This window comes from Duganella fentianensis (assembly GCF_009857835.1).
GTDB classification, from domain to species: Bacteria; Pseudomonadota; Gammaproteobacteria; order Burkholderiales; family Burkholderiaceae_D; genus Rugamonas; species Rugamonas fentianensis.
The window spans coordinates 94,471-108,299 of record NZ_WWCL01000005.1 but is presented as its reverse complement, the minus strand read 5'-3'; the positions used below and the strand labels follow the sequence as shown (position 1 = coordinate 108,299).

At 61.0% G+C, this 13,829-nt stretch carries 8 protein-coding genes and 2 pseudogenes; 5 read left to right on the top strand and 5 right to left on the bottom strand.

Annotated features, from left to right (window positions below):
* Positions 1 to 54: 54 nt before the first annotated feature.
* Entirely contained in the window at positions 55 to 1,590 is a 1,536-nt protein-coding gene (gene glpD / locus GTP23_RS20995; RefSeq protein WP_161036932.1) for a glycerol-3-phosphate dehydrogenase, read from the bottom strand.
* Between the two features lie 149 nt (positions 1,591 to 1,739).
* Between glpD and GTP23_RS20990 the strand changes: the two genes are divergently transcribed.
* The gene (locus tag GTP23_RS20990; protein WP_161036931.1) at positions 1,740 to 4,094 is read left to right on the top strand and encodes a penicillin-binding protein 1A; all 2,355 of its coding nucleotides are present in this window, start codon (positions 1,740 to 1,742) and stop codon (positions 4,092 to 4,094) included.
* Between the two features lie 21 nt (positions 4,095 to 4,115).
* On the opposite strand, the gene GTP23_RS20985 is transcribed toward GTP23_RS20990, so the two are convergent.
* Entirely contained in the window at positions 4,116 to 4,796 is a 681-nt protein-coding gene (locus tag GTP23_RS20985) for a TetR/AcrR family transcriptional regulator (RefSeq protein WP_229256216.1), read from the bottom strand.
* Between the two features lie 193 nt (positions 4,797 to 4,989).
* Between GTP23_RS20985 and GTP23_RS20980 the strand changes: the two genes are divergently transcribed.
* Entirely contained in the window at positions 4,990 to 5,904 is a 915-nt protein-coding gene (locus tag GTP23_RS20980) for a lipase family alpha/beta hydrolase (RefSeq protein WP_161036930.1), read from the top strand.
* Between the two features lie 9 nt (positions 5,905 to 5,913).
* Positions 5,914 to 6,858 carry a lipase secretion chaperone gene (locus GTP23_RS20975; RefSeq protein WP_161036929.1) on the top strand — a complete coding sequence of 315 codons (945 nt, stop codon included), beginning with the start codon at positions 5,914 to 5,916 and terminating at the stop codon, positions 6,856 to 6,858.
* Positions 6,859 to 6,899: 41 nt separating this feature from the next.
* On the opposite strand, the gene GTP23_RS20970 is transcribed toward GTP23_RS20975, so the two are convergent.
* The 3 genes and pseudogenes from GTP23_RS20970 to GTP23_RS20965 form a co-directional block, all read right to left on the bottom strand.
* A complete protein-coding gene (locus GTP23_RS20970; protein ID WP_371866959.1) occupies positions 6,900 to 7,967 on the bottom strand; it encodes a GGDEF domain-containing protein in 1,068 nt (355 codons plus the stop codon).
* Between the two features lie 204 nt (positions 7,968 to 8,171).
* Positions 8,172 to 8,267, bottom strand: a pseudogene (locus GTP23_RS23155) (PEPxxWA-CTERM sorting domain-containing protein); the annotation flags it as partial.
* 15 nt (positions 8,268 to 8,282) lie between these two features.
* Positions 8,283 to 9,155 (bottom strand): annotated as a pseudogene (locus tag GTP23_RS20965) (choice-of-anchor A family protein); the annotation flags it as partial.
* 212 nt (positions 9,156 to 9,367) lie between these two features.
* Here GTP23_RS20965 and GTP23_RS20960 point away from each other — a divergent pair.
* Positions 9,368 to 10,306 carry a 5'-nucleotidase gene (locus GTP23_RS20960; protein ID WP_161036927.1) on the top strand — a complete coding sequence of 313 codons (939 nt, stop codon included), beginning with the start codon at positions 9,368 to 9,370 and terminating at the stop codon, positions 10,304 to 10,306.
* A 79-nt stretch (positions 10,307 to 10,385) separates the two neighbouring features.
* Positions 10,386 to 13,829, top strand: a complete 3,444-nt coding sequence (mfd, locus tag GTP23_RS20955; RefSeq protein WP_161036926.1) for a transcription-repair coupling factor — start codon at positions 10,386 to 10,388, stop codon at positions 13,827 to 13,829.

Below are 13,829 nucleotides of genomic sequence, written 5' to 3'. Positions count from 1 at the left end.
CACGCGGCGCCTAGCGCAAAACGGCGCCTGATCCGCAAGGACAGGCGCCGTTTTTTATTTACACTGGACGGGATGAGCCAGCAGCCAGTCCTGCAGGACTTGCGCGGCATCAGGTGGCAGATGCAGGCCCAGTTTGGAGCGGCGCCACAGAATGTCCTGTGCCGTGCGCGCCCATTCATAGCGGCGCAGGTATTCCACTTCCGTCGCATACAGGCCGGGCAGGATTTCCTCGCCCATCTCGATCAGCGTGGTCTTCTGCGCCAGCAGCGTATGCAGCCGCGTACCGTAGGCGCGTGCGTAGCGGGCCACCAGCAGCGGCGGCAGCCATGCATACTGGTTCTGCACCGTGCGCACCCAGCTATCGAACTCCAGCACGGAACGGTTCTGCGGCCTGGCGCCGAACAGGTCACCGCCGGGCAGGCAGGCATCGTGGGTCCATGCACCGTGGCGGTTGCCCAGCGCGCGGGCCACCTGATCGACCGCATCTTCGGCCAGCTTGCGGTAGGTGGTGATCTTGCCGCCGAAGACGCTCAGCAGCGGCGGGCCATCCTGATCCACTTCCAGCCGGTAGTCGCGCGTGACGGCCTTGGCGTCGGCCCCATCTTCCACCAGCGGCCGCACGCCGGAATAGGTAGACACCACATCGGCCGGCTGTACGGGGCGGACAAAGTACTCGCTGGCCAGCTGGCACAGATAGCGGATTTCTTCTTCGCTGATGGCCACCTGATTGGCGTCACCCTGGTAATCAAGGTCGGTCGTGCCTATCAGGGTAAATTCGCGTTCGTAGGGAATGGCGAACACGATGCGGCCGTCGCGATGCTGGAATATATACGCATGTTCGTGTTCGAAAATGCGCCGCACGATGATATGGCTGCCTTTAATCAGGCGCAGATGGCCGCCGCCTTCTTTCGGCACGGCCGCATGCAGCACCTGCGCCGTCCATGGTCCCGCCGCATTCACCACATAGCGGGCGTTGACCCGTACATCGCCGCAGCCCTGCTTGTGCAGGTCGGCCTGCCAGCCGCCCGCCTGCCGCTGCAATCGGCTGCACAGGGTCTGGGTCAGAATGATGGCGCCCTTTTCTTCCGCATCCATGGCGTTCAGCACCACCAGCCGCGCATCATCCACCCAGCCATCGGAATAGATGTAACCGCAGCGGAATTCCGGTTTCAGCGGCTGGCCGGCCGGATGACAGCGCAGATTGATGGCCGAGGAAGGCGGCAGCAGTTCGCGCTTGGCCAGCAAATCATATAGTTTCAGGCCGGCCCGTATCATCCAGCTGGGCCGCAAGCCGGCCGCATGGGGCATGACAAAGCGTAGCGGGCGCATGATATGGGGCGCGGCGCGTAGCAGCACTTCGCGCTCGATCAGGGCTTTGCGCACCAGATTGAACTCGTAATACTCCAGATAGCGCAGGCCGCCGTGGATAAGCTTGGACGAAGCGGACGAGGTATGGGCGGCCAGATCATCTTTTTCGCACAGCACCACCGACAGCCCCCGTCCGGCCGCATCGCGCGCGATACCTACCCCATTGATGCCGCCACCGACTATCAATAGATCGCAATCGAGAGTGTGCTGCGGTTCCGCCATGTCTTCCCCGGTGATACGTTTTAGCTCGAATAGTGATACGTTACGACAATTCCTAGCGCCAGCATAGACTGCCTCCCTCTAATTTGCAAAAATCACCAATTTCCAATTCGGGAAACGCACAACGCGATGGTCTATAATCGCGCCTACCGATGTCTCCGAGAGTGCCTGCCTTGACTACTTCCTCCATCGATTTTTCCAAGTGGCTGACCCGCCGCAACGCCATCCGTGGCTTCATCGCCATAGGCATTGCCGGCCTGATCGCAGGCGGACTGCTGATCGCCTATCTGCTGCTGGTGGTAGCGCCCAACCTGCCATCACTCGATGCCGTGACCGACTACCGGCCGAAAATCCCGCTGCGCGTCTACACGGCCGACAATGCCCTGATCGGCGAATTCGGCGAAGAACACCGCGACTTCATCCCCATCAAGGACATTCCCGAGATGATGAAGAAATCCATACTGGCGATCGAAGACAAGCGCTTCTACGACCACAACGGCATCGACTGGGTGCGCGCGCTGGGCGCGGCCAAGGCCAATCTGGGCGGAGCCATGAGTCAGGGCGGCTCCACCATCACCATGCAGGTGGCGCGTAACTTCTTCCTCACACGGGAAAAATTCTATGGCCGCAAACTCAATGAAGTCATGCTGGCCTTCAAAATCGAGGCAGCCCTGAACAAGGACCAGATCCTCGAGCTGTATATGAACCAGATCTATCTGGGCCAGCGCTCGTTCGGCTTCGGCAGCGCGGCGCAGACCTACTTCGGCAAATCGCTGAAAGACCTGAACATTGCCGAAATGGCCATGCTGGCCGGCCTGCCCAAGAATCCTGCGCGCCACAATCCGGCCGTCAACCCCAAGCGCGCCAAACAGCGCCAGCAGGTCGTCCTGCGCGCCATGCGCGACGTCAACTACATCACCGAAGAGCAGTACCAGAAGGCGCTGCATACCACGCTGCACGTCAGCCATCGTGGCCAGGAATTCGAGACCCATGCCGAATACGTGGCCGAACTGGCACGTCAGGTGGTGTATGCCCAGTTCAAGGAAGACTCCTACACCAAGGGCATCAGCGTCTACACCACCATCCTCAAGGCGGACCAGATTGCCGCTTACGAATCAGTGCGCCGCAATGTGCTGAACTATGACCAGCGTCACGGCTACCGCGGGCCGGAAGCCTTTATCAATCTGCCGGCCAATGCCGAGGAACGCGATGACGCCATCGAGGAAGCGCTGCAGCGCCGCCCGAGCAGCGACCGCCTGATTCCGGCCGTGGTGCTGGACGCCAGCCCGAAAGCCGTCAAGGTGCAGAATCCGTCCGGCGACGAAATCACCGTCACCGGTGATGGCCTGCGGCTGGTGACCAGTGCCCTGAGCGACAAGGCCAGGGACAGCGTACGCCTGCGTCCCGGTGCTGTAGTGCGCATCATGCAGGAAAAGAATAGCTGGAGCATCACCCAGGTGCCGCAGGTGGCGGCCGCGTTTGTGTCCATCGATTCGGTCACGGGCGGCTACCACGCCATGGTAGGCGGCTTCGATTACAACCTTCAGAAGTTCAACCACGTCACGCAGGCATGGCGCCAGCCCGGCTCCTCCATCAAGCCTTTCGTATATTCGGCGGCACTGGAGAAAGGCTTTAATCCATCCACCATCATCAACGATTCGCCGCTCGATCTGACGGGCGCCGAAACGGGCAACGAAGCCTGGAGCCCGAAGAACGATGATGGCAAGTTCGATGGCCCGATTACCATGCGTACCGCGCTGGCCGAATCCAAGAACGTGGCATCGGTGCGCATCCTGCGCTCGATCACCGTGCCATTTACCCACCACTACCTGGGCAAGTTCGGCTTCGATCTGGCCAAGCATCCGAAGAATCTGACGCTGGCACTGGGCACCGGCTCCGTCACGCCGGCCCAGCTGGTGGGTGCCTATTCCGTGTTCGCCAATGGCGGCTACACGGTCGAGCCGTATTTCATCGCCAAAATCGTCGATGGTAATGGCAAGGTAATCTCCGAAACCAAACCGCGCACCACCCTGCCCGACGAAGCCCGCGTAATCGATCCGCGCAATGCCTATGTGACCGATAGCCTGTTGCGTCAGGTGACGCGCACCGGCACGGGGGCTGCCGTGGCCAAGCTGGGCCGCCCTGATCTGGCCGGCAAAACCGGTACTTCCAGCGATGCCGTCGATGGCTGGTTTGCCGGTTACGGCGGCGGCATCGTGGCCGTTTCGTGGATGGGTTACGACGATTCCAAATCGCTGGGCGGCAAGGAGTTCGGTTCCAGCGTGGCGCTGCCGATCTGGATAGACTACATGAAGGTGGCGCTGCAAAACCGTCCGGCGCAGGAGCGTCCGACCCCGGCCGGCCTCACCCAGGTCAATGGCGAATGGCTGTACGACGAGTTCATGGGCGACGCCGCACGCCACTCGCTCGATATGGAAGATTATGTGCCGCCCGGTGGCGAGAACGTGACCCCTACACCACCGGCTACGCCGGCCACCAACCAGTAGTTCCGCAGCCGGTCTGCGCGCTTAGGCGCGCAGATAGCCGCGCATCATGCGCACCGCGCTATCGGCAAACTGGTCCGGCGTGATCTCGGCCGCGCGGTACTTCCAGCGCTTCACATACCAGTCCTGAAACATCGCCATGATGTGCGAAGCCAGCAGCTCGGGGCTGCCTTGCGGCCGGTGCGGCAGTTCGCTGATGATGCCGGCGAACAGGCTCTGCACATACAGTTCCGATTCCTTGGCAGTGGCACGCTGGGCCGTCTGCAGTACGCGCGAATCCATGAAGACGAAATAGAACCACGGCTGCAGGATTTCGGACACGAAGATCGAGGCCCGCACCAGCGCTTCCAGCCGCTCCAGCGGATCGCTCAGATCATCAAACATGCGCGGCACTTCATGGGTGGCATGGCGCACCACATCTTCTATCATTTCTGCCAGCTGGTCCTTGCTGCTGATGTAGCCGTACAGCCCGCCCATGGACAGCCCTGTCTCGCGGCACAGGTCGCGCAGATTCATGGTGCGGAAGCCCACCTCGTTGGCCAGCCTGAAGGTGGCACGGAAGATTTTCTCGATGTTTTCCAGCGCCGGTTTGCGCCGCTTCACAGTAATCCGCTCGGCATTGTGGTCCAGCAGATAGGCCCAGATGTTGTCGCCATCGAGTGGCGTCATGGCCTGAAATTGTTGCAGGTCGAAATGGGCTGGCAAAGTCGTCTCGCTATCTCTCGCTCGAAGCGCTGTGGTTTTTTTGCGTTGATTATAGCGCAGCCTTAATGCGGCCATCAGCAGCTATGCAGATTGGCTCCCCAGGCCTAGATTGCGGTCTGCACAGTCATTGAGCTGGTGCTACATTTTCCTCACCGGCAGCGCGCCGGACCATAAAAAATCCACGGAGACCATCATGAGACAACGCATCTGCCAGCTACTGGCATTCTGTCTGCTCGCCTGCAGCCTGATCAGCAGTCCCGCCCGCGCCGCCGGTTACACCCAGACCCGCTACCCCATCGTACTGGTGCACGGCCTGTTCGGCTTCGACAATATCGGCCCGGTCGATTACTTCTATGGCATCGCCTCGGCGCTGCGCAGCGGCGGTGCACAGGTCTACATTACCCAGGTTTCGGCCGCCAACAGCACCGAAGTACGGGGCGAACAATTGCTCACGCAAGTGCGCCAGATCCTCGCCGCTACCGGCGCCAGCAAGGTCAACCTGATCGGCCATAGTCATGGTGGCCCGACTTCGCGCTACGTGGCTTCGGTGCGGCCCGATCTGGTGGCATCCGTCACCAGCATCGGCGGCGTCAATAAAGGTTCGCGCGTGGCCGATGTGCTGATCGGCGCCGTACCCGACGTGACCTACGGCGTAGCCAATGCCGTCTCCGGCTTTATCAGCTTCCTGTCCGGCAATCCCACCCTGCCGCAGAATGCGCGCGCCGCCGCCACTTCGCTCAGCACGGCCGGCACGCTGGCATTCAACCAGCGCCACCCGCAAGGTGTGCCCGTCAGCGCCTGCGGCGAAGGTGATTATCAGGTCAACGGCGTGTACTACTTCTCGTGGAGCGGCGCCCGGCCCTACACCAATCTGCTCGACGTCAGCGACCCCGTGCTGGCCCTGACGGCGCTGGCCTTCAACGGCGCCAAGAACGATGGTCTGGTCAGCAGCTGTTCCAGCCATCTGGGCCGGGTGATCCGCGACGACTATGCGCTCAACCATCTGGACGAAGTCAACCAGATGGTCGGCATCAGCAATCTGTTCGAGACCAATCCCGTCACCCTGTTCCGCCAGCAGGCCAACCGCCTGCAGGGCATGGGGCTGTAAGGATTGTCTATGACACCGAAGGCAAGCAAGCCCGGGCTGCTGGTGCTGGTGGCGCTGATCGGCTCGGCCATCTACGCCGGCTGGCGCCAGCCTGCGGCGCCAGCGCCTCGCGCCCCCGCCGCGGCGCCCGACTACTTCGCCTTTGTTCCCTCCATGCTGGGTACCCGGCCCGACGGCCAGCTGACCCAGCTGGGGGCGGACCAGCTGGTGCTGACGCCCGAACTGGTCTACCTGTTCGACTACTATCTGGCCGCGCTGGGCGAAAAGCCGCTGGCCGCCATTCGCGGCGAAATCCGCCATGAACTGGAACGCCGCCTGCACGGCAAGGCGGTGCAGGAAGCCCAGCGACTGCTCGATATCTACATGGACTACAAGCAGGCCTTGGCCGGCGTGGAAGCGCAGCTGGCCGCCAGCCAGCCCCGCGCCAGCGACCCCGTAAAGGCAGCGCGCCTGCGGCTGCAAGCCTTGCGCCAGACCCGTGCAGCCTATTTCAGTCCGGCAGAAAGCACGGCCCTGTTCGGCGCCAGCGATGCCTACGATGAAGATGCCATCGCCCGCATGGCGATCAGCAGCGACCGCCAACTGAGCGAAGCAGAGAAACAGCAGCGCTGGCTGGCGCTTGATGCGGCGCTCACGCCGGAGCAGCGCAACGAACGGGCAGCCCCCGGCCGCGTTCTGGCACTGGAGCAGGCCGTGGCACTGGCACGCCAGCGCGGCACCGACGAAAACGAAATCTATCGCCTGCGGGCCAGCACATTTACGCCGGCTGCGGCCGACCGGCTGGCCGAGCTGGATAAGGAGGAAGCCGAATGGCAGCGCCGCATCAGCAGCTATCAGGCACGCCGCCGCGCGCTGCAGGAACGCGCAGGCAGTAGTGCCGACGCCTTGCAGCAATTGCGCGATGCCAGTTTCAGTGCGGCCGAGCAGCTCAGGCTGGGCGCTTACGAACAATAGGCCGCCCGCCAGCGCAGCATCCGTCCCCGGCCACTTGCGCCTCAGGCCGAACAGACCTGATTGCGGCCGCGGCGCTTGGCTTCATACATGGCGCGATCACCGGCCGCCATCAGCGCGGGCAGCTCGTAGCCCGCTGCCGCCGATGCCACGACGCCTATGCTGACTGTATAAGCCACGGACGCACCTTCGCATTGCACCGCTTCATCCGCAATGCGGGCGCGCAGGCGTTCGGCCAGCCGTAGCGCAGCAGCGGGATCGACACCGTCCAGCACCAGCACGAATTCCTCGCCGCCGATGCGGGCCAGCACATCCATCGGCCGCAATTCCTGCCGCAGCAAACGGGTCAGGCAGCGCAGCACTTCATCGCCGGCCGCATGGCCGAAGCTGTCGTTAATCTGTTTAAAGTGGTCGACATCGATCATCAGTACAGCTAGATCGCGCCGCGCCCGCTGCAGACGCAAGGCCAGCCGCCCGCCCTGATCTTCCAGCCCGGCACGATTCAGTGCGCCCGTCAAGGCATCGATGCTGGACAGCTGGCGCAAACGCTCGGCATAACGCCACATCACCATCAGGATCAGACCGAAGCTGGTGCAGACCTGACCCAGCGGCACCGTCAGCATGGTAATGCCCAGCACCGTCGAACTGGATAGATCGACCGGCCCTTCCTGCATCAGCAGGTGCATGCCGCGCACCACCAGCGCGGTGCCCAGCAAGCCAAAACCCGTCACGGCGATAGGCACGCCGCGCTCGCTCGAATAGCGCCCCGCGGCATAACCGCACATCCAGTTCAGTACGCCGAAATAGAAGCCGCTAAAGGCAATGCGGCCACGTACGCTAGGTTCGATCAGAGTGAAATAGCCGCTGACCAGCATAGCGATCAGGGTAATCAGCACGATCTGGCCGGTGGCCAAAGTGTCGCCACAGTGCACGCGCACACCGCGCAGCACCAGAGCGATGCCCAGCGCGATCAGGCTGTAGCCCACCAGTGCGCACAGCAGTGGTGGCACGCCTTCCAGATTGGTCAGCGCCAGTCCGGCAGAAATCACCAGATTACCGGTGGCCCACCAGCGCATTTCGGGCGGACTGTCGCGGTAACAGGCCGATGCCACCAGAAGTGCCGTTGTCAGCACAGTGGTGCAAACCTGAACCAGTAACAACGTCTCGAAGCTAAGCACGACGGCTCCCGTCCTGATGATATTTCAATGTAACTCAGGGCATCTGCAGTGGCAACTGGAAGTGTTCTGGACAAACAAAAATAGCTGCCGGAGCAGCTATTTTTGTAACAGTTACTAGTCAGCCCACTACCAGCCGGCTTACTGTTTGCGACGGCGGCGGGCGATGCCACCCACCAGTGCCAGCCCGGCCAGCATCATTGCATAAGTTTCTGGCTCAGGTACCGGTGCGGCCACATAGCCCTTGAACGGCTCCCAGCCCACTTCCACTGCCGAGCTGATCGACTTGGCAACGATGCTGCCTTCCAGGTGGCCCGTGCCCGTCAGATTTGCGTTGTTGGCCAGAATCGAACCCCAGGTGAAGGTCGAAATCTGCACGCCGGTCGCGCCGTTCAGATTGAACAGCACGTTGTTACGCAGGGCTTCCAGCTGACCATCCTGACCGCCGCCGAAAGTTACCGTACCCGTGCCGGTAACGTTGATCAGCACGATAGCGTCTTTCGCTACATTGCTCAGATTCAGATTGGTCAGGTTGTTGGTGTTCAGGTTGAACACTTCCACGCCCGACTTGCCATTACCAACCAGCGAGATGCCGCCGTTGACGAAGTTGACTGCGGTGCCGTTGCTGGCCTGTTTGCTCAGGGTATTGGACAGCGCCGTCAGGCTGGTCTTGGTGGCAGCGAAGTCCGTTACCTTGCTGATGTCCGTCTTGGTCAGATCGTGATATTTCGAGGAGGTATTGCTACCGCCATACACGCCTTTGCCGTTGAGGGTTTTGTTGTAGCTGGTGATAGGACCGTAACCTACCGTGGTATCCACGTTGGTTTTAGGTGGCGCATAGATGTCGCCGCCGGTCAGGCTGACGTTGCCGCCTACCACCAGACTTGGGCCGGTGCTGCCGTACGGAGCACGATAGCCGATGGAAGTGCCCGACGCGGTGAAGTCGCCACCGACGGCCAGACGGCCTTCGATGTCCGTCACTTTGCTGACGTTGCCGTAAATGTAAGCACTGTAGTTACTGGCTGCACCGAGGTTAAAACTAGGTACAGCGGCCTGGGCCGTACCGATTGCTGCAATGCTCAACACCAGGGGCAAAACACGTTTGATCAGATTTGAAGTGTTCATGGTATGTAATTGGTATATGTTGATGGAAAAGTAAGCAAAACGGGTAAAACCTGACTGCATGGGAAGAATTATATCCTCAAAACAATAGAAATAACCATCCTGACAATGAAAATTATTTTGTTTTAACTACCAGTTTCATACCAATCCACAAAATCGCCACGCCACTTGACTATGCGGTAAAGTAGCAAGCATTACCATCTGCCCTCTGTACCATGGCCTATCCCATCGAAAACAAGCTTGTCATCGGAATCGCTTCCAGCGCCCTGTTCGACCTCAGCGCGTCGCATAAAATTTTTCTGGAAGAAGGTGAAGAAAGTTACCGAAAGTATCAAGAAGCCCAGCACGACGTGGTACTGGACAAGGGCGTCGCCTTTCCTTTCATCCGCCGCTTCCTCAGTATTAACCAGCATTTCGCCGGCGAAGCGCCGGTCGAAGTGGTGCTGCTTTCGCGCAATTCGCCGGAAACCGGCCTGCGCGTGATGAATTCCATCGCCCATTACGGGCTGGACATTTCGCGCGCCTGTTTTGTGACCGGCAATTCCCCCTACACCTATCTGCCCGCCTTCAATACCTCGCTATTTCTCACGGCGCACGAGGAAGATGTGCGCAATGCGCTGGCGGCCAACTTCCCGGCCGGGCTGGTGCTGCCATCACGCATCGAAGACGATGACAGCGACAACGAGTTACGCGTGGCCTTTGACTTTGACGGTGTGATTGCCGACGACGAATCCGAAACCGTATTCAAGCGCAATAACAATGTGGATGAGTTCCATGCCCACGAGCGCGAACGGGTCGCTGTGCCGCACCAGCCGGGCCCGCTGGCCGCTCTGTTCCAGAAACTGTCGCACATGCAGCGTCTGGAAGAGCAAGCCCAGCAGCGCGATCCGTCCTACCGCAAGATCCTGCGCATCGCCATCATCACGGCACGCAGCGCGCCCGCCCACGAACGTGTGGTAACGACGCTGAAAAGCTGGGGTGTCTCGGCCAATGAAACCTTTTTCCTGGGCGGGATGGAGAAAGCCCGCGTGCTGGGCATACTCAAGCCGCACATCTTCTTTGACGACCAGTTAAGCCACCTGAAGTCGGCCGGTGGCAACATCCCTATGGTGCATGTACCGTTTGGTGTGGCCAACCGGCCAAGCCCACCATAACCAGCTGGCGGGGCTTGGTCTATAATGCTGGCAGCGGCATCGCCACTCTGGCGATGCGCCTTAACAGTGAAGCTGCGTTGTGTCTCTGGTCTTAAAAAATTCCATCCCCAAACCCGGCAACCGTTACGCCCTGCCTGCACTGCATGGCTCGTCGGACGCCTACGCACTGGCGCAAACTGCGCTAGCACTCAAAGCCCAAGGCCAGATGCTGGCCGTGATCGTGGCCAGCGCCAGCGACGGCCAGCGCCTGCTGGCGGAAATTCCGTGGTTCGGCGGCGACCAGCTGCGCTGCCATTTGCTGCCGGACTGGGAGACCCTGCCTTACGACGCCTTCTCGCCCCATCAGGATCTGGTGTCCGAACGTCTGGCCACGCTGCATGAAATCTCCAGCGGCCAGTGCGATGTGATGCTGGTGCCGGTCACCACGGCGCTGGTGCGCATGGCGCCGCCGTCCTTCCTCGCGGCCTACACCTTCTTCTTCAAGAAAGGCGAATCGCTGGACGAAGCGCGCCTGAAGACCCAGCTCACGCTGGCCGGTTACGCCCACGTGACGCAGGTGATGTCGCCCGGCGAGTACTCGGTGCGCGGCGGTCTGATCGACCTGTTCCCCATGGGTTCGGCCCTGCCCTACCGGCTGGACCTGTTCGGCGACACCATAGAAACCATACGCACCTTCGATGCCGACACCCAGCGTTCGCTGTATCCGGTGCAGGAAGTACGGCTGCTGCCGGGGCGCGAATTCCCCATGGACGAAGCGGCCCGCACCACCTTCCGCAGCCGCTGGCGCGAGCAGTTCGAAGGCGATCCTTCGCGCTCGGTGGTGTACAAGGACATCAGTTCGGGTATCGCATCGGCCGGTATCGAATACTATCTGCCGCTGTTCTTCGAGCAGACTGCCACCCTGTTCGACTATCTGCCGCAAGGCGCGACGCTGGCACTGGTGGGCGATATCAATGCCGCCATTCTGCGCTTCTGGACCGATACCAGTTCGCGCTACCGCTTCCTGAAAGCCGACCGCGAACGCCCTATCCTGCCACCGGAATCGCTATTCCTGTCGGACGAACAGTTCTTCGTGCTGGCCAAGCCGTATGGCCGCCTCGTCATCAGCCGCGAGGCCGATGCGGGCGCCTCCGAACTGTCGGCGCCCGTGCCGAATATCGCCGTCAACCGCCACAGCGACGATCCGCTCACCAATCTGCGCGCCTATCTGCTGCAGGCTGGCCGCCGCGTGATGATTTGCGCCGAGTCCAACGGACGGCGCGAAACGCTGCAGCAGTACTTCAACGAATACGATCTGACGCTGACGCCAGCCGAGGGCTACGAAGGCTTCATCACTTCCAGCGCCAAACTGATGCTGGGCGTAGCACCGCTGCACGCGGGCTTCGAGCTGTCCACCCCGGACGAGCACCTGATCTTCATCACCGAGACGGAACTGTATGCCGGCTCCGGTCGCCGCGTGGGCAAGAAGAAGCAGGAAGGCGTCACGCAGGTGGAATCCATGGTGCGCGATCTGTCGGAACTGAAGATCGGCGATCCGGTAGTGCACATCAACCATGGCATCGGCCGCTACATGGGCCTGACCAGCATGGATCTGGGCGAAGGCGAAACCGAGTTCCTGCATCTGGAATATGCCAAGGACACCAAGCTGTATGTGCCGGTCTCCCAGCTGCACGTGATTTCGCGCTATTCGGGCGCCTCGCCGGACGACGCACCGCTGCACTCGCTCGGTTCCGGCCAGTGGGAAAAAGCCAAGCGCAAAGCGGCCGAACAGGTACGCGATACGGCGGCCGAACTGCTTAATCTGTATGCCCGCCGCGCGCTGCGTCAGGGCCATGCCTTCGAATACTCGGCGCATGATTACGAACGCTTCGCCGACAGCTTCGGCTTCGATGAAACGCCGGACCAGCAGGAAGCCATCAACAATGTGATGCGCGATATGACTTCCGGCAAACCGATGGACCGCCTGGTCTGCGGTGACGTAGGCTTCGGCAAAACGGAAGTGGCACTGCGCGCTGCCTTCATTGCTGTAATGGGTGGCAAACAGGTGGCCATCCTTGCACCGACCACGCTGCTGGCCGAGCAGCATGCCCAGACCTTTGCCGACCGCTTTGCCGACTGGCCCGTGAAGATCGCCGAGATGTCGCGCTTCCGCACCGGCAAGGAGATCAGTCAGGCCATCAAGGGCATGGCCGACGGCACGCTCGATATCGTCATCGGCACCCACAAGCTGCTGTCGGACGACGTAAAATTTACCCGCCTCGGTCTGGTGATCATCGACGAAGAACACCGTTTCGGTGTGCGCCAGAAGGAGGCCCTGAAGTCGCTGCGCGCCGAAGTGGACGTGCTGACGCTGACGGCGACGCCGATACCGCGTACGCTGGGCATGGCGCTGGAAGGCCTGCGCGACTTCTCCGTGATCGCTACTGCACCGCAGAAGCGCCTCGCCATCAAGACCTTTGTACGCAGCGAAGGCGAATCGATCATCCGTGAAGCCTGCCTGCGTGAACTCAAGCGCGGCGGTCAGGTGTACTTCCTGCACAATGAAGTCGAGACCATCCAGAACCGTCTGGCCATGCTGACCGAACTGCTGCCCGAGGCGCGCATCGCCGTGGCGCACGGCCAGATGCATGAACGCGATCTGGAAAAAGTCATGCGCGACTTCGTGGCACAGCGCTACAACATCCTGCTGTGTACTACGATTATCGAAACCGGTATCGACGTCCCCACCGCCAACACCATCATCATGCACCGCGCCGACAAATTCGGTCTGGCGCAGCTGCACCAGTTGCGCGGACGCGTAGGCCGTTCGCACCATCAGGCCTATGCCTATCTGCTGGTGAACGATGTGGGCGCACTGAGCAAACAGTCGCAGCGCCGCCTTGACGCCATCCAGCAGATGGAAGAACTGGGTAGCGGCTTCTATCTGGCCATGCACGATCTGGAAATCCGTGGCGCTGGCGAAGTGCTCGGCGATAACCAGTCCGGCGAAATGACGGAAGTGGGCTTCCAGCTGTATTCGGACATGCTCAACGAAGCCGTGCGCGCGCTCAAGGCGGGCAAGGAACCGGATCTGGCGGCCCCGCTTTCCACCACCACCGAAATCAATCTGCACGTGCCTGCCCTGCTACCCGCAGACTTCTGCGGCGACGTGCACGAACGCCTGTCCATCTACAAGCGTATGGCCAACTGCAATGCCCAAGACAAAATCGACGACATGCAGGAAGAACTGATCGACCGCTTCGGCAAACTGCCCGATGCCGTCAAGGCCCTGATCGAAACTCACCGTCTGCGCATCGCTGCCAAGACTGTCGGCATCATCAAGATCGATGCCCACACCGAAGCGGCCAATCTGCAGTTCATGGCCAAGCCGCCCATCGATCCGATGCGCATCATTGAACTGATACAGAAAAACCGCCAGATCAAACTGAACGGACAGGACAAGCTGAAAATCACTGCGGCCATGCCGGATCTGGCCACGCGCGTGGCCCAGATCAAGGGCGCCATCAAACAGCTGACCAGCTAG